This window comes from Spongiactinospora sp. TRM90649, from assembly GCF_029382225.1.
Taxonomy (GTDB): domain Bacteria; phylum Actinomycetota; class Actinomycetes; order Streptosporangiales; family Streptosporangiaceae; genus Spongiactinospora.
This window is the reverse complement of sequence record NZ_JARLTC010000011.1, coordinates 18321-35213: the sequence shown is the minus strand read 5'-3', so window position 1 is coordinate 35213 and position 16893 is coordinate 18321. Positions and strand designations below refer to the sequence as shown.

The window sequence follows — 16893 nt, the reverse complement described above, 5'->3', positions numbered from 1 at the left end:
CGTGCGATCGCGCGGCGCGCCGGGGCTCAACCGGTCGCCGGACCCGGATCCACCAGGAACCACGTGGTGGTGCCGACGCCGTCGCGCTGATGGCCCCAGTTGGCGGCCACCGAGTCGACCAGGCGCAGGCCTCGGCCGTGCGTGTCGAGGTCGTCGCCGGGAACGCGGGGGGTCGGCCGCGTGGCCGAGCCCTCGTCGGCGACCTGGACCAGGATGCCGCCGCCGGGGAACTCCAGCACGCTCAGGGTGACCTTCCCGCCGTCGCCCGACGCCGTATGGACGACCGCGTTGGTCACCAGCTCGCTGGTGAGCAGCGTCACGTCGGCGATCGCGTCGAGCGCGTACATGGCGGGGTCGAGGATGGTCGCCAGGTAGTTCCTGGCACGGGCGGGGGCGGCGGCAGTACCCGGGATGTCGAGCGATCCCAGCAACCTTGCCCTGGACATGGACTCCCCCTCCGGACTCGCCGAAACCCGCCCCCGTACAGGTTCCGTAGTCGTATGGTTACACCTTGTCGCGGCAGCACGGGTGCCGCAAGGGAAATCGGAACATTATGCGGAGAAGCAATGCCGTACGTACCTACGGTCCGGGGCAGGCGTCTCGCGCATGAGATCCGGCGCATCCGGGAGGCGGCCGGTCTCAGCGGCGAGCAGGCGGCACGCCGGCTCGGCTGGGACCAGTCGAAGATCAGTCGAATGGAGAACGCGCGCATGCGCATCACCTCTGGCGAGGTGATGGAACTGTGCGAGGTCTACTCCGTCACCGCGGAGGAGCGTGAGGAATTGGTCCGGCTCGCGCGTGAGGCTCGCAGGCAGGGGTGGTGGCATCCCTACCGCGCAGTGCTCAAAACGGGGTTCGGCCAGTTCCTCGGCTTCGAGGCGGAGGCGGCCACCTACCGCAGCTACGACGCGCAAGTGGTCCCCGGTCTGTTCCAGACCGGGGACTACGCGCGCGCCGCGCTGCTCGGGTCGCGTCGGGGCGGCTCCGACGACGCCGATCGGGCCGTTCAGGTACGGCTCGCCCGGCAGGCACGCGTCACCGCCTCCGATCGTCCGCTGAACGTCTGGCAGATCGTGGAGGAGGCCGCGCTGCGCCGTGTCGTGGGCGGCCCGGCGATCATGCGAGGCCAGTTCCGGCGCCTGCTGGAGCTGGGCGAACTGGCCAACGTGTCGTTACAGGTGCTCCCGCTCACCGCGGGAGTGCACGCGGCCATCGACGGCTCCTTCGTCCTGCTGACGTTCGACGGGTATCCCGACGTGCTGTATCTGGAACATCTCATGGGGTGCGTCTACCTGGAGGAGCCCGAGGAAACGCACGCCGCGTCGCTGGTGTTCGACCATCTGCGGGCGGCGGCGCTCAACACGGGAGACTCGGCGTCCCTCATCCGCGATCTGTCCGACAGTCTCGTCTAACCGTTTAGAAAGGGCGCACGCATGAACGAGTTCACGGCGGAAGGCTGGTTGAAAAGCTCCTACAGCGGTGGCGGAAACTGCGTCGAGGTTTCCGTCGCGAGCGGCGCCATCGGCGTCCGCGACTCCAAGCAGCCGGGCGGGGCGCTCCTGCGGTTCACCGCGGAGGAGTGGAACGCCTTCGTGGTCGGCGTCAAGGCCGGCGAGTTCGACCTGACCCCCTGACGGTCGGCCGGCGTCACTCCGGTAACCCAGTATCACTCGCACCACACGCATCACACGCAAACGCCGCCGCCCACTCCCGAGTGGGCGGCGGCCCCAATACCGGGAGCTTTTGGTGTAGCGACAAATAGTGAAATATCGGCTTCCGTGACAACCGACCACCGGGGTGAGACCGTCGAATGTGCAGCGCGGTGCACTCGTTGGGGGGCGGATGGTTTCGGGATACGAGGAAGTACGCCAGTTAGGCAGTGGCAGTGCCGGGCGCGTCGTGGTCGCCACGTACAGCGCCACCGGGGCGTATGTGGCGATCAGGTTCCTGCGCCCGCTGTTGTGGGCCGACCCCGCGTTCCTCGCGCGCTTCCGCGAGGAGGCGGGCCGCCTGGTCGAACTGGACGACCCGCACATCGTCCGGCTGCACGAGTACGTCGAGACGCCGACCAGCGCGGCGCTGGTGATGGAGCTGGTGGACGGCGTCTCGCTGCGGGCGATCCTCAACGAGCGCGGCACGATCAGCCCGGAGGCCGCGCTCAGCCTGCTGAGAAACTCCCTTTCCGGCCTCGCGGCGGCCCACGACCTGGGCATCGCCCACCGGGCGTACAAGCCGGAGAACGTGCTGGTCCAGGCGGACGGCACCACCAAGATCGCGGACTTCGGGCTGGCGCTGCCGGGCGGCGAACCGCCGTACCCGACGCCGGGCGGCCTGAGCGCGCACGAGGCCGACGCGGACCTCTACGCCGCCACCGCCGCCCTCGTGGAGTGCCTGACCGGGCGTCCCCCGCACGACGGCACCGGCCGTCAGGTCCCCGGCTCGGTCCGTGAGCTGGTGGCCAGAGGGTTATCCGTCGATCCGGCGGAACGGCCGCGCGATGCCCGCGCCTTCGCGGCCGACCTCGACGCCGCCGCCCAGGCCGCCTACGGCCAGGAGTGGGACAAACGGGGCCGCCGTCACCTGGCCGAGCTGGCCACCTCGCTGGCGCTGCACTTCCCGCTCGCCGGGCCGCTCCCCCGCCCCCGCGCGGCCGGCACGCGGGCGGCCCCCGCGCACGGCACGCAGCACGGCTCCGCCGACGACGAGCGCACCACGCCGTCTGCCGGGATCGCGCTGCTGCTCGGCAGGGTCGGCGGAGAGCGCCGGATGCGCCGCTCCCGGCCCGTCCGCATGCCCAAGCCCCGGCTCGCCTTCATCGCCACCATGGCCGCCGCCGCCGTCACCGTGGTGGTGCTGACCAGCGACGGGGGCCCCGAGGACGACGGTTCACCGGACACCTTCCTGGCCACGCCGCCGCGCGAGCGGGCCCAGGAGCCGCAGAGCGAGGCGGCCCGCCGTGCGCGACGCCGGGATAGGGCCACGCCCGCCCCCACCACGACGGACGCGCGCCCCAGCGCCACGACCGGCACCTCGGCGCAGGCCAGGGGCCGCGACGGCAACCCCGCCCCCACCTCCACGCCCGACACCACCCCGGTGTCGCGGCCGACCGGCGGCACGACCGGCGTGGCCGGCGGGCCGGTGGTCAGCGGGCTGCGCATCGCCTCCTTCGACGGCGGGCGGGGCACGCTCAGCCTGCGCGCGTCCAGCGGGCAGAACGTCACCGTGACGACCAGGTTCGCCGAGGGGGCGGCCCGCGACCGTCTCACCGAGGCCCCGCCGCGCACGTTCACGCTGTCCGGCGCGAGCGCCTACACGCCGGTGGTGAGCCATCCGTTCGCCGCGCCCGCGTGCGGCACGACGGTCTACCGGCGGCTCACCGTCACGGCGATGCCGGGCGGGGCGACCACGTCGAAGACCACGCCAGTGCGGGGGGCGGTGTGCCCGCCGCCCGCCGTGCAGGAGGCGCGGGTGGTGGGCTGGAACGGCTCGACCGGCGCCGTACGGGTCGCGACGGCGGGCCGGGGCCCCGTGCGGGTCACCGTCGCCTACACGCGCCGCGACGGCGAGGGCTCCGCGCGCACCCTGCGCACGCACCGGGAGACGCTGCGCGGGCGCACCCGCTACACGCTCAAGCTGGGCAACGCGCCGGGCGACATCGCCTGCGGGACGCGCGCCCACCTGGGGGTCGTGCTGGCCACCGACCGCGCGGCCGAGGGCGGCTTCCAGGTGAGCGAGGCCGTGCTGGACGGCCCGCCCTGCGCGTCGCCCACGCCGACGTCCGACACCCCGTCGCCGAGCGACGAGCCCGTGGGAGAGATCGAATAACCACCCAAAAGGTAGATTTTTTTCACATATCCCGACATGTTTGGGCAAACCCAACACAGGTTCGACCTGGGACTTCGGGTCGTCGAGAGACTTGAACGCTCCTTGACGCTCCCTTTGGGATGGCTTGACCAGTTGTTTTGCCCCGGTAGTCTCCGTCGTCACGGAAGTCACTGACCTTTGGTGCCGCCACGTGCGTACCGATCGGTTCCCCCGCGATCGGCACGGACGAACGCGCCATCGACACCGACCCCACCTCCGTACGACCCGGTCGCGAGGGCGGCGCGACCATGCCTTCAAGGGCCGTACGCGGGTCCCCTGACTTAGATGAGCCCTGAGACCGAGAAGTTCATCAAGCTGCTCGAAAAACAGCTCGGCTACGCCGAGAAGAGCGGCGGCCACACCAAGTTCGGCGCCTGGTACAACAGCGTCGAGTCCGACGCCGACTACAGCGCGCAGCCCTGGTGCGACATGTACCTCTCCTGGGCCGCCAAGAAGCTCGGCTACGAGGACTGGATCGGGCAGTTCGCCTGGACCCCCGCGCACGCGCGCTGGTTCGAGAAGCAGGGAGCGTGGGGCACCACGCCGAAGAAGGGCGCACTGGTCTTCTACGACTGGAGCGGCGGCAAGAGCATCCGTGGCATCGACCACGTCGGAGTCGTCACCGGAGTCAGAGGCGACAAGATCCTCACCATCGAGGGCAACATCGACGGCGGCGTGGCCAAGCGCAAGAAGCGCGACCAGGACAAGGTCGTCGGCTACGGCTACCCGGAGAAGGTCAAGGAGGCGCTGGAGGCCGAGCGGGAGCCGCAGGGGCCGCCGGACTCCGTCCTCGGAACCGCGGGGGAATCAGGTACGGCCGCCGCGCCGTACGCCCCGCTGACCACGGTGGTCCCCGAGCTGAAGAGCGGCCTCATCTCGCCCGGCCCGCTCGCGGCGCCGAGGCCGTGGAGCGGCGTGCGCCCGTCTGACAAGGCCCGTGCCGGGGAGAGCCGCGCGCAGGCCAAGGGCGCGAACAAGACCAGCCAGGCGAACCAGGCGAGCCAGCCGACGGCCAAGCCGTCCGAGGCCCCCAGGCCCGCTACGGCCACGCGGGACAAGCCCTCGGCCGCGCCCCGCGCCACCACGCCCCCGGTGGACGGCAAGGGCACCGCCACCGACCTCGACAGTGTCGTCGCCAGGGGCCCCTCCGCGCACCTGCCGGCGCCCACCCCGGCGTCCGAGCCCCGGGTCCTCCCGGACACCACGCCGCTGACCGCCGCCCCGCTGTCGGCGACCTACCCGCTCCAGGGCGCGCTGCCGGACCTGAGCAGCCCGGTGCTGCTCGCGCCCGTCCTGCTCGCCGCGCTGGGGCTGCTCGCCCACTCCCGTGGCCGCAGGCTCCGGGTGGCACGGCCCGCGGTCGCGGCCTCTCCTTCGCTGCCGGGCGTCGCGGGGGCCCTGGAGGCGGCGGAGGCCGCGCAGGCCACGGGACACTCGGTCCGCAGGCCCGCGAACGGCAGACGCCCGGCGCGGACGCCGGGCCGCCACGCGGCCAGACCGGGCACCCGTCCGGCCCTCGAAACGACGCGTCGCCCCACGGGACGGACCACGCGTCCCAACGGCCTCGGCGACATGGGTACGCCGGAGCTGCCGGCGCACCGGGCGGCGCGGCACGGCCGTCCCGGAACGAACGAGGCGGACATCGCGGACGCGACGTATCAGGGACGGCGGCGCCGTACGGTGCTCGCCGCCCCCGACACCGGCGCGGACGCACCCGCCCCGCGCGGGCGGCGCCACCGCCCGGCCGTGTCGGGCGCGCCCGAGGCACCGGCCGACTTCGCCGCGGCCCCGCTTCGCGGCCGACGCCACCGCCCCATCACCGCCCGCGAGGAGCACATCCACTCCCCCCGAACCGATACCACCGGCCCACCCCTCCGGGGCCGCCGCCACCGCCCCGCCGCAGACAGCGCCGACTCCACGGCCCCACGCCAACCCGGCCGCCGCCGTCGCCACGAACCCTCCACCCCCACCTGGAACTGGTTCAACCCCACCGAAACCGAAGAAAGGGTCTGACCCACCGCAGACCCACGGCCTTCGCACCGGGGTCTGCCGCGCACACCGGAAGGAGGCGGCCCAGCCGTCACCAACGGCGAGGACCGCCCCCGGCCCTCCCCAGACCCGCCGTCGGCGCCCGGGGTCAGGGTATGGCGGATTCTTCGGAGTCGTCGGGGGCCGGATTCCAGGTGGGGTCCCGGGTGTCGTCTGAGGGGGGATCCGTGGGTTCGAGGTCGGGAGGGCCGGTGGTGAGCTCCAGGCCGACGGTGAGGGTGATGCGCTCTCCGGCGTCCACGCATGTCCCCTCGGGGACGCTCTGGATGAGCACCATGCCGACCTGGTCCGGGGAGTCGGCGATGCGGCCCTGTCTGCGGACGGCGAGGCCCAAGCCCTCCAGTGCCGCGCGGGCGGCGGTCTCCGGGGTGCCCGTCACGGCGGGTACCGTCACCCCCTGGCGGGCCACGACGAGAGACACCGGCGAGCCGGCCGAGGTCCTCGCGCCGCCCGCCGGGTCGCTCTTGACGATCTGACCTGTGGGCAGGTGGGAGCAGGTCCGGATCACGTCGCCCACGGTCAGGCCGGCCGCGCCCAGCGCCCCCTCGGCCGCCTTGCGGCGCAGCCCGGTCACGGTGGGCACCTTGACACCCGCCGAGACGTTCAGCAGCACCGCCGAGCCCTTGTGCACGGGGCTGCCCGCCGCCGGGGTCGTGGCGAGCACCTGGCCCATCCGCTTCGGCGAGTCGGACCTGGTGGTCGGCCCCGCGACCAGCCCGGCGCGTTTGATCGCGCGGACCGCCGCCGCGCGGTCCATCCCGGTGAGGAAGGGAACCCGGACGGTCCCGGCGGCGGCCGTGGTGGCGGCGGGAGGCGGCACCGCCTGGTTCGCCTGGGTCTCCTCGCGCCCCAGGGTGGAGCGTTCGCTCGCCGGTGACGCGCTCGCGGTGGTCGGTGGGCCGGACGCGGCCGGGGACGCGCCGGAGGGGTTGCCGCCACCGGTCAGCGCGGGGACCAGCACCGCGGTCAGTACGGCGGCGCTCACCAGCAGCGCCCCGGAGACCGCGACGGACATGCGGGTCGCCGCCCGGCCGGGGATGGTCCGGACCGCCGCCGGTTCACGGGCCTCGGCGTCGTCGTCGGCGGGCCGCGGAGACGGCGGGGGAGGTTCCACCGGCAACGGATGGGCGTCTTCGAAGGGGCGCTCCGGGGTGATGCCGGGGGCCGAGGAGCCGAGGTAGTACGCGCCCATCGCCCCGGCGCCCTCCGCTTCCGCCACCGGTTCCGCGCGCGCGTGCCGTCCCGTGGCGGGCGCCTCGCCGAGCAGGGCCAGCACCAGTTCCCTGCCGCTCGGCCGGTCGGCCGGGTTCTTCTCCAGGGCGCACTCGATGAGCGCGCGCAGCCGTCCGGCGATGCGGCCGGTCTCCGGGCGGGCGGTGAGGATGCGATGCAGCACGGCGGGGACGGAGTCCTGGCCGAACGGGGCGTGGCCGTTGGCGGCGAAGCAGATCGTCGCGCCCCAGGCGAAGACGTCCACGGCCGAGGTCAGTTCCTCCCCGCCGACCTGTTCGGGGGCCATGTAGGCGGGGGTGCCCGCGCCGCGCCCGCTCAGGGTGGCGGCGGCGTCGAGGGCCCGCGCCAGGCCGAAGTCGATCACGCGCGGGCCGTCCGGGCCGAGGAGCACGTTCTGCGGCTTGAAGTCGCGGTGGACGATCCCGGCCTGGTGGATCGCGGCCAGCGCGGTGGCCGTGCCGACCGCGAGGCGTTCGAGCGACCCGCCCGCCTTCGGCCCGGCCAGCGCGACATCGCGGTGCAGGGACGGGCCGTCCACGTACTCGCTGACGATGTAGGGCCGCCCGCCGAGCACCCCGGCGTCGATCACCTGGGCCGTGCAGAACCTGGCGACCTGCTTGGCCAGTTCGGCCTCGCGCAGGAACGCCGCCTCCTCTTCGCCGACGGGGGCATACAGCGCCTTGACGGCATAGCGTTCGCCGTCGCAGGGCCGGGTGGCGAGGAACACCACCCCTTGACCGCCCTCACCAAGTCGTCCGATCAGTTGGTAAATGCCTAGTTGTACGGGATCCCCCGTTTTGAGCGGCTGCGCCTGCGGCACGGGCCAGCCTCCCCTCGCCGCCACTCAACGTTCGCGTATCTACTCAAGGGGGTGGATCTCCGCGCGTCAACGGCCGTCGCGCGTATCTGGCCGTTAGCGCCACACTCTTATTACCGGTCCAGACAGCACCAGATCAGAACAGAACCGACATGAATGTGCCGACTTCGGTAAAGCCCACCTTCCGGTAGACCGCCCGCGCGACCGTGTTGAAATCGTTGACGTAGAGCGTGACCACCGGCGCGAAACACTTCAGCGCGTGATCGACGATCGCCGCCATCCCGGCGACCGCGTGGCCCTCGCCGCGCCGATCCGGGTGGACCCAGACGCCCTGGATCTGACACGCCTGCGGGGTGACGGCCCCGATCTCGGCCTTGAACACCACCTGCCGGTCGTCGAGCCGGGCGTAGGACCGGCCGATCCTGATCAGCTCGGCCACGCGGGTGCGGTAGAGCGCCCCACCGTCGCCCGTGTCCGGGGAGACGCCGACCTCTTCGGTGAACATCGCCACGCAGGCCGGGAGCACCGTCTCGAACTCCTCGGGCCGCACCCGGCGCACCCGGGGGTCGGGGGCGACCAGCGGCGGCGTGGAGATCACCATCACCGGCTGCGCCCAGCGGACGGCGCGGGCCGGCCCCCAGTACGGGTGGAGGATCTCCCACATCGGCTCGACCGCGGCGACCGGCCCGACGATCGAGGAACAGCGGCGGCCCTGCCTGCGGGCACGCTCGGCGAACGCGTGCACGGCCTCCTGGCCGGCGTTCACGGGCACCAGGTTGGCACCGGCGTAGCAGAGTGAGGTCATCCCGCCGCGCGGGCCGAACCCCCACATCTGCCCGCCGAGCCTGGCCGGGTTCAACCCGACCGAACGCACCCGGGAGGCGACGAAGACGTTGGCGACGGGATCGCTGTCGAGGAGAGCCAGGACTTCCTCGCGATCGCTGTCGTCGAGCACGCGCGACGCCGATGTTCGCAGCATCACGCGCCAAGCGTACGCGACCTGGCCGAATTTGGCAGGAAGCGACGCAGACCCCCAAATCGGTGTCGGCCTCCCGGGTGCCCGCCGTCAGCGGCCGCCCGAGCCCGGGGCGGGCGTCGCAGGCGTGGCGACCGGCGCGGGCCCGCCCGCGCACCTGGCGTCGGGCCCGGCGCCCCGGCGGGCGGGCACGGTGCCGTCGCGCAGGTAGGCGGCCAGGTGACGGTCGACGCAGGCGTTGCCGGCGAGCCCGGCCCCGTGGTTGCCGCCACCGGCCAGGACCATGCCGGCGGTGCCGAGCGCGCGCCGCATGCGCAGCGCCCCGGCGTACGGCGTGGCCGCGTCGTTGCGCGTCTGCAGCATCAGGATCGGCGGCAGGCGGCGGTCGGACCGCACCTGCACCGGGCCGACCGCGGGCACCGGCCAGTACGCGCACGGCGCGTTGTACCAGGTGTTGGGCCAGGCCAGGAAGGGCGCCTTGGAGTGGATCCGGGTGGTGTCGGCGCGCCACGCGTTCCACTGCCGTGGCCAGGCCGCGTCACGGCACTGGACGCTCAGGTAGACCGCGTAGCCGTTCTCCGCCGACGCGTCGTTGTCGCCGTAGCGATGATAGGCGTCCATCAGGCCCTTGGTCGCGCCCTTGCGGACGTAGGCGGAGAAGGCGTCGGCGAGCTGCGGCCACACGCGGTCGGTGTAGCCCGCGACGGTGAACACGTCGTCGAGCTCGCTCGGCCCGACCAGGCCGCCCACCGGACGGCCGCGCAGCCGGTCACGCATGGAGTACCAGGCGAAGCGGACGTCGGTCGCCTTGCCGCCCAAGCGGTAGACGCGGTTGTTGCGGGCGATCCAGGTCATGAAGTCGCGGTGCCGCTGGTCGAAGGCGTAGTTCTGGGCGAGGTTGGCCTTGTACCAGACGCCCTGCGGATCAACGCTGCTGTCGAGCACCAGTCGCTTGAGCCGCGCCGGGTAGAGGGTGGCGTAGACGGCCCCCAGGTAGGTGCCGTAGGAGTAGCCCAGGTAGCTGATGCGCTCCTCGCCGAGCGCCACCCTGATCGATTCGATGTCGCGGGCGGAGTTCTCCGTGGTCATGTGCGGGAGCATCCACGACCAGCGGTTGCCGCACGCGGTGGCGTACTCGCGCGCCTGGGCGAGCAGGCGGTCTTCCTGCCCGGTGGCGCGGGGCACGTGGTCGAGGCGCGGCGGCGCATAGTAGCGTTTGGCGTCGACGCAGGTCAGCGCGGGCTTGCTGGCGCCGACACCGCGCGGGTCGAAGCCGATCACGTCGAATCGCGCGGCCAGCGCGGCGGGCAGCGACGAGGCGACCTGTTTGGCCAGCTCGCGGCCGGACGCGCCCGGCCCGCCGGGATTGACCAGCAGCGCCCCGAGGTGGTTGTGGTCGCGGGAGACCGTGCCCTTGACGCGGTTCAGCGCCAGCTCCACGGTCTGGCCGTACGGCTCGCGGTAGTCGAGCGGCACCCGGAGGGTCGCGCACTCCACCTTCTGCGCGGGGGCCTCGGCCGCCACGGCGCCCGCGATCCGCGCCCCGCCCTTGGCGGGTTCGGCCGCGCAGGGCCGCCAGACGAGCCTGGACGCGGGTGGCGCGCCCTTGCCCACCGGTGCCCGGCCAGGCCAGAAACCGGCCCCGGCGGCGGGGCCCGCCCCGCCGCCTCCGGTCTCGGCCGTGCCGCCTAGGTCACCGTCGGCGCGGGCCGCGCCGCCGTGGATCCCTCCCGCTCCGATGGCCAGCACCGCAACACCCGCGACAACTCCGACGACGCGCTTCACTCGACAGCTCTCCTCTGCTGGGGTGACAGAGGCGATGTTCCCCCAAGTCACCGTCCGATCACAGAGGGTATCGCGAGATGATTGCCACCGCGTGGCCAATCCATTGCCGGGCCACCCGCGGAATCGCCGCGCCGGTTAGTGGACGGTGACCTCCGGGCCGGGCGCGTCGTCGTCGAGGTCGACCTCGACGCCCATCTCCTCGGCCAGGCGCAGGGCCTCCTCGATCAGCGTCTCGACGATCTGCGACTCGGGGACGGTCTTGATCACCTCGCCCTTGACGAAGATCTGGCCCTTGCCGTTGCCGGAGGCGACGCCGAGGTCGGCCTCGCGGGCCTCGCCCGGGCCGTTCACCACACAGCCCATGACCGCCACCCGCAGCGGGACCTTCAGCCCGTCGAGGCCCGCGTGGACCTGGTCGGCCAGCGTGTAGACATCGACCTGGGCGCGCCCGCACGACGGGCAGGAGACGATCTCCAGGCCGCGCTCGCGCAGGTTGAGCGACTCCAGGATGCCGATGCCGACCTTGACCTCCTCGACCGGCGGGGCCGACAGCGACACCCTGATCGTGTCGCCGATGCCCTCGGCGAGCAGCGCGCCGAACGCCACCGCCGACTTGATCGTGCCCTGGAAGGCGGGCCCGGCCTCGGTGACGCCCAGGTGCAGGGGGTAGTCGCACTTCTCTGCCAGCAGGCGGTACGCCTGGACCATCACGACGGGGTCGTGGTGCTTGACGGAGATCTTGATGTCGCGGTACCCGTGCTCCTCGAACAGCGAGCACTCCCACAGCGCGGACTCGACGAGGGCCTCGGGGGTGGCCTTGCCGTACTTCTGCAGCAGGCGCGGGTCGAGGGACCCGGCGTTGACGCCGATGCGGATCGGCACGCCGTGGTCGGCGGCGGCCTTGGCGATCTCGCCCACCTTGTCGTCGAACTTCTTGATGTTGCCCGGGTTGACCCGGACGGCCGCGCAGCCCGCCTCGATCGCGGCGAAGACGTACTTGGGCTGGAAGTGGATGTCGGCGATCACCGGGATCTGCGACTTCCTGGCGATGACCGGCAGCGCGTCGGCGTCGTCCTGGGACGGCACCGCCACCCGCACGATCTGGCAGCCCGAGGCCGTCAGCTCGGCGATCTGCTGCAAGGTCGCGTTGACATCCGCTGTCACGGTCGTTGTCATGGACTGGACCGAGACCGGCGCGTCACCGCCCACCGGCACGGAGCCGACCATGATCTGCCGCGATCTCCTGCGCTCGGCGATGGGCCTGGTGCGCACGGAGGGAATCCCAAGATCGATAGACATCTCAGCACCTTGTTGATTGGCGTAGCAACGAGCCCTGACAGCCGCATTCGTACGAAGACAGTCTAGGTAGTGCTACGGACGCGCGGCTTAGGAAGGTAACAAGCGTCACTGTGACATGGACAGCTGTTCATACCCTAATCGCTATATCAGTCCGCCCGATTTACCCCGACATAAACCGATAGAGCAACACACGTCACTCGATGCTGGTTCGTCACAAACCGACCAGCTCACCGGCCCGGGCCCGTGCCCACGCGTCGGCGGCCAGCACCTCCTCGACCGTGCCGGCCTCGGTCACGACGTGCTCGGCGACCACATCCGCCACGGTGTCGACGATTCCGGGGAACCGCAACCGGCCCCGCATGAACGCCTCCACGCACACTTCGTTGGCCGCGTTGTAAACGGCCGGGGCGGTGCCCCCGCTCGTGCCGACGTGACGGGCCAGCGCCACCGAGGGGAACGCCTCATCGTCCAGCGGCTCGAAGGTCCACGACTGCGCGGTGTCCCAGGAGACCGTGGGGGCCGCTTCGGGCACCCGCTCGGGCCAGCCGAGGGCCAGCGCGATCGGCAGCCGCATGTCGGGCGGGCTCGCCTGGGCGATGACCGCGCCGTCGACGAACTCGACCATCGAGTGGATCACCGACTGCGGGTGCACCACGACCTCGATCCGGTCGAAGCCGATGTCGAACAGCAGGTTGGCCTCGATGACCTCAAGGCCCTTGTTGACCAGCGTCGCGGAGTTGAGCGTGATGACCGGGCCCATCGACCAGGTCGGGTGCGCGAGCGCCTGCTCAGGGGTGACGTCGGCCAGCTCGGCGCGCTTCCTGCCCCGGAAAGGGCCGCCGCTCGCCGTGACGATCAGCCGCCGCACCGCGCGGGCGTCTTCCCCCGAGGGGCTCGCCGCCCACAGGCACTGGGCCAGCGCCGAGTGCTCGGAGTCGACCGGGAGCAGCGTGCCCGGCTTGGCCAGCCGCTTCACCAGCGCGCCGCCCATGATCAGGGACTCCTTGTTGGCCAGCGCCAGCACCCGGCCCGCCTCCAGCGCGGCCAGGGTCGAGGTGAGGCCGAGCGCCCCGGTGATGCCGTTGAGCACCACGTCGCACGGCCGGGCCGCGACCTCGGCCACGCCCTGCGGCCCGGCCAGGATCATGGGTGCCGCGCCGAGCCCCGCCAGGGCCCCGCGCAGCGCGGTCACCGCCGTCTCGTCGGCGACGGCCACCACCGGGGCGCCCGTCTCGGCGGCCTGCCGCGCCAGCAGATCGACCCGTCCGCCCCCCGCCGCCAGCCCGGCCACCGTGAACCGGCCGGGGTTGCGGCCGATCACGTCGAGGGCCTGGGTGCCGATCGATCCGGTGGATCCCAGTACGGCGACGGAACGTGTGATGTCTGACTGCACCTCACCATTGTCCCCGTACCCGTCACTCCGCGCGTCCGTCCTCGGAACTTCGCCGCACCCGCCGGGCGGCCAGCGCCAGTATGAGGACGGCCAGCCCGCCGAACATCGCGTTGCCCGCCAGATCGACCGCAGGGGACACACCGCCGATCTCCGGAGCCAACGGAAACGCCGACCAGACGTAAGTGAGCAGGGCGCCGCCCGCCAGCGCCAGGCGGTGCCGCGCGCCCCACCCGGGGCGTCCCGACCACCGCCACACCAGGGTCAGGCCCCCGCCCGCCACCACGAACCACACCCCGACGCCGATCCACTCGTACCAGGGCGGGTCGAAGAGCACCAGCGGCCCCCAGTAGGCGCTGGTCGCCACGAGCCCCAGCGCCCCCACCGCGATCGGCGGCGGGGCGCTCCCGGACCGCTCCCCCACGTCCCTTCCGGCACGCCGCCCGCGCAACACGACGGCCAGCGCCACCAGGCCCGCGATGACCGCCAGCGCGCCGCCCACCTGCGCGGCCGGGGCGAGGAACTGCTCCTCGGCGTAGTTGCCGGTGAACACGAACGCAGCGCCCGCGACGAACACCGCCGCGACCACCCCCAGCCCGACACCGCCCAGCCACGGCGTCTCCCGCCGCTCCGGGACGAACGACTCCACGATCGCGATCGGCACGCAGATGCTCCACACGGCGTGCAGCGCGATGACAGTCTGGACCAGTTCGACGCTCGTCCCCAGCACCGGGACGAACGAGGGGCCGTGCAGGTAGTCGTGGCCCGCGTAGGAGTCGTTCCACAGCAACTGGTCCACCGGTCCCTCCTCCAGCAGCGCGTACGCCACCGCCAGGCAGGCGATCGACGGCCAGCCCGCCCCCATCCTGCGCGCCACCTCCCGGATGAGGAGCGCGCCGCCGCCGTACAGCGGTGCCAGCAGCGGCAGCCACAGCAGGCCGGTGATCGGGACGTTGCCGAGCAGGAACTCACCTGTCAGCGGCGCGAGCACGAACAGCCCGGCCGCTGGGGCGAGGCGGCGTAACCGGCCGGGAGCCTCGCGCGCCCCGGCGGTCATGAGCGCCTGACAGCGTCGGCGGCGACCATTGCGGCGATCCCGATCAGGGTCAGGGCGAGATTCGCGTACAGCTCGTAGCCGGTGAGCCAGTCGATCCTGGGGATGACCAGCCGGTTGAAGGCGTTGAGGAAGATCCCGATGAACGGCTGGCCCCACAAGTGGTCCACCGCGCCGCTGACGCCTTGCAGAGCCAGGATGAACCCCAGCAATTGGATGCCTCTATGCATGCCGGAAACGCTAGGAACACCGGGCCGCGGCGCGGAACGGCCGTAGGGCCGCACCCTGGCGACAACGGGCCATCGCCCGGCGGGCCGGGGCGCTACCAAAGTAGCTCGCGGGGCGACTTCGGTCGCCGCCGCCGTCCGCGCGGGTGCGGCACCACCTGCCGCGACATAGGCTCGCGTCGGATGAACGACACGACGCCGCCCGCCCCCGGGGTCCCCGCCGCCACGCGGGTGCGGCGCAGCGGGCGCGACTGGGCGGTGGACTTCTGCCTGTTCCTGTTCGCCGTGCTCTTCGGCCTGGTGACCGGCCTGATGCGGCTGGAAGAGCCGTCCATGGGCGAGCCGCCATGGCTGTTCAAGATCGACCAACTGACCGGGGTGCTGGGCTGCGCGGCTGTGTGGCTGCGCCGCCGCCATCCCGTGCGGCTGGCGGTGGTGCTGATCGTGCTGTCGGCGTTCTCCGAGACGGTCGCGGGCGCGATGCTGGTCGCGGTGTTCACCGTCGCGGTGCACCGGGCCCCGCGCGTCACCTGGCGGCTTCTCGCGCTGGCCTTCGCCGCCGCCGTCATCTACGTCGTGCTGCGTCCCGAGGCCGACATCCCGGCCGCGCTGGTCCTGCTGTTCGGGCTCGCCGTGCAGAGCGCCGCCGCCGGGTGGGGCCTGTTCGTGCACCACCGGCGCCGATTGGTGCTGTCGCTGCGGGAACGCGCCGAGCACGCGGAGAGCGAGGCCCGCCTGCGCGCCGAGCAGGCGCAGCAGGAGGTCCGCCAGGCCATCGCCCGCGAGATCCACGACGTGCTCGGGCACCGGCTGTCCCTGCTCAGCGTGCACGCGGGCGCCCTGGAGTACCGCCCCGACGCCCCCGCCGAAGACATCACCCTCGCGGCGAAGGTGATCAGGGAGAGCGCCCACCGGGCGTTGCAGGACCTCCGCGAGGTCATCGGGGTGCTCCGCGCGCCGGTTGGCGAGCTGCCGCAGTTCGGCCTGGCCGACCTGGAACCGCTGGCCGAGGAGTCCGGCCACGCGGGGATGCGGGTGAAGCTGCGACGCGAACTACCGGGGCCGGCGCCCGAGCGCGCCGGCCGTACCGCCTACCGGGTCGTCCAGGAGGCGCTGACCAACGCCAGGAAGCACGCGCCCGGGGCCGATGTCGAGATCGGCGTCACGGGTGAGCCCGGCCGGGGCCTGACCGTGGACGTGCGCAACTCGGCGCCCGCGAAGGCGGCGCCCCCCGGCCCCTCCGCCGGGCAGGGTCTGGCCGGGCTGGCCGAGCGCGTCGCGCTGGTGGACGGCCGGCTGGAACACGGCCCCACCCCCGAAGGTGGCTGGCGGCTCACGGCCTGGCTACCGTGGCCGCCATGACCGATTCGCAGGCCGCTCCCGTCGGGGTGCTCATCGTCGACGACGATCCGCTGGTGCGCGCCGGGCTGGCGATGATGCTCGGCGGCGCGCCGGGGCTGCGGGTCCTCGCCGAGGCGGGCGACGGCCGCGAGGCGCTCACCCTGACCGACCGGCACTCACCCGACGTGGTCCTGATGGACATCAGGATGCCGGTGATGGACGGCCTGGCCGCCACCGAGGCGCTGCGGTCCCGCGCCAGGGCGCCGGAGATCATCGTGCTCACCACGTTCGACGCCGACGACCACGTGCTGCGCGCGCTGCGCGCCGGGGCGGCGGGCTTCCTGCTGAAGGATACCCCGCCGGACGAGATCGTCTCCTCGGTGCTGCGGGTGGCCCAGGGGCATCCCGTGCTCTCGTCGGCGGTGACCAGGCGTCTGATCGCCCGGGTGGCCGAGTCCGACCACGACCGCCGCCGCGCCGGGGCCCGTTCGCGGATGGCCCTGCTCAACTCCCGTGAGCGGGAGGTCGCCATCGCCGTCGGGCAGGGCAGGTCGAACGCCGACATCGCGGCCCTGCTCTTCCTGAGCGTGCCGACCATCAAGACGCACGTCTCCAGCATCCTGGCCAAGCTCGACCTCAACAACCGGGTGCAGATCGCGCTGCTGGCCCACGACGCCGGGCTCCTCGACGACGACTGACCCGCCGGAGTGCGGGCGGGCAGCATATTTGACTGGCTAATTCCAGTGAGTCGGATATATCAGCATGAAATAAATGCGGTATTGCGACTGGCGGTAATGGAGTTACGCATGTCCGAATCCCCCCATATCCATCTCCGCAAACCTTGAGAAAAGCGGATAT

General features: G+C 72.5%; 14 protein-coding genes. 6 read left to right on the top strand and 8 right to left on the bottom strand.

Features of this window, described 5'->3' with window-relative positions; genetic code table 11:
* Positions 1 to 26: 26 nt before the first annotated feature.
* Positions 27 to 446 (bottom strand): ATP-binding protein, encoded by a 420-nt coding sequence (locus P3X83_RS15240; RefSeq protein ID WP_277305703.1) that lies wholly within the window; start codon positions 444 to 446, stop codon positions 27 to 29.
* Between the two features lie 120 nt (positions 447 to 566).
* Between P3X83_RS15240 and P3X83_RS15235 the strand changes: the two genes are divergently transcribed.
* The 4 genes from P3X83_RS15235 (at position 567) to P3X83_RS15220 (ending at position 5877) form a co-directional block, all read left to right on the top strand.
* Positions 567 to 1412, top strand: coding sequence for a helix-turn-helix transcriptional regulator (locus P3X83_RS15235; RefSeq protein ID WP_277305702.1), 846 nt, complete (start codon positions 567 to 569; stop codon positions 1410 to 1412).
* A 21-nt stretch (positions 1413 to 1433) separates the two neighbouring features.
* Positions 1434 to 1634 carry a DUF397 domain-containing protein gene (locus tag P3X83_RS15230; RefSeq protein ID WP_277305701.1) on the top strand — a complete coding sequence of 67 codons (201 nt, stop codon included), beginning with the start codon at positions 1434 to 1436 and terminating at the stop codon, positions 1632 to 1634.
* Positions 1635 to 1842: 208 nt separating this feature from the next.
* Positions 1843 to 3825: a serine/threonine-protein kinase gene (locus P3X83_RS15225; protein ID WP_277305700.1), complete on the top strand. Its 1983-nt coding sequence runs from the start codon at positions 1843 to 1845 to the stop codon at positions 3823 to 3825.
* Positions 3826 to 4149: 324 nt separating this feature from the next.
* Positions 4150 to 5877, top strand: coding sequence for a CHAP domain-containing protein (locus P3X83_RS15220; protein ID WP_277305699.1), 1728 nt, complete (start codon positions 4150 to 4152; stop codon positions 5875 to 5877).
* A 124-nt stretch (positions 5878 to 6001) separates the two neighbouring features.
* Here the strand turns inward: P3X83_RS15220 and P3X83_RS15215 are convergent, their stop codons facing one another.
* The 7 genes from P3X83_RS15215 to P3X83_RS15185 form a co-directional block, all read right to left on the bottom strand.
* Positions 6002 to 7966, bottom strand: coding sequence for a PASTA domain-containing protein (locus P3X83_RS15215; protein WP_277305698.1), 1965 nt, complete (start codon positions 7964 to 7966; stop codon positions 6002 to 6004).
* Between the two features lie 133 nt (positions 7967 to 8099).
* Positions 8100 to 8942, bottom strand: coding sequence for a GNAT family N-acetyltransferase (locus tag P3X83_RS15210; protein WP_277305904.1), 843 nt, complete (start codon positions 8940 to 8942; stop codon positions 8100 to 8102).
* Between the two features lie 87 nt (positions 8943 to 9029).
* A complete protein-coding gene (locus tag P3X83_RS15205) occupies positions 9030 to 10724 on the bottom strand; it encodes an alpha/beta hydrolase (RefSeq protein ID WP_277305697.1) in 1695 nt (564 codons plus the stop codon).
* A gap of 135 nt (positions 10725 to 10859) precedes the next feature.
* Positions 10860 to 12023: a flavodoxin-dependent (E)-4-hydroxy-3-methylbut-2-enyl-diphosphate synthase gene (gene ispG, locus P3X83_RS15200; protein WP_277305696.1), complete on the bottom strand. Its 1164-nt coding sequence runs from the start codon at positions 12021 to 12023 to the stop codon at positions 10860 to 10862.
* A 211-nt stretch (positions 12024 to 12234) separates the two neighbouring features.
* On the bottom strand, positions 12235 to 13416 hold the full coding sequence (dxr, locus tag P3X83_RS15195) for a 1-deoxy-D-xylulose-5-phosphate reductoisomerase (RefSeq protein ID WP_277305695.1): 1182 nt from the start codon (positions 13414 to 13416) through the stop codon (positions 12235 to 12237).
* 22 nt (positions 13417 to 13438) lie between these two features.
* Entirely contained in the window at positions 13439 to 14470 is a 1032-nt protein-coding gene (locus P3X83_RS15190; protein WP_277305694.1) for a hypothetical protein, read from the bottom strand.
* On the bottom strand, positions 14467 to 14697 hold the full coding sequence (locus P3X83_RS15185) for a hypothetical protein (RefSeq protein WP_277305693.1): 231 nt from the start codon (positions 14695 to 14697) through the stop codon (positions 14467 to 14469). Before P3X83_RS15185 ends, P3X83_RS15190 begins: the two co-directional genes overlap by 4 nt.
* Positions 14698 to 14877: 180 nt before the next feature.
* Here P3X83_RS15185 and P3X83_RS15180 point away from each other — a divergent pair, with 180 nt between their 5' ends.
* Entirely contained in the window at positions 14878 to 16056 is a 1179-nt protein-coding gene (locus tag P3X83_RS15180) for a histidine kinase (RefSeq protein WP_277305692.1), read from the top strand.
* Positions 16053 to 16733 carry a response regulator transcription factor gene (locus tag P3X83_RS15175; RefSeq protein ID WP_277305691.1) on the top strand — a complete coding sequence of 227 codons (681 nt, stop codon included), beginning with the start codon at positions 16053 to 16055 and terminating at the stop codon, positions 16731 to 16733. The genes P3X83_RS15180 and P3X83_RS15175 overlap by 4 nt, the downstream gene beginning before the upstream one ends.
* Positions 16734 to 16893 lie beyond the last annotated feature (160 nt).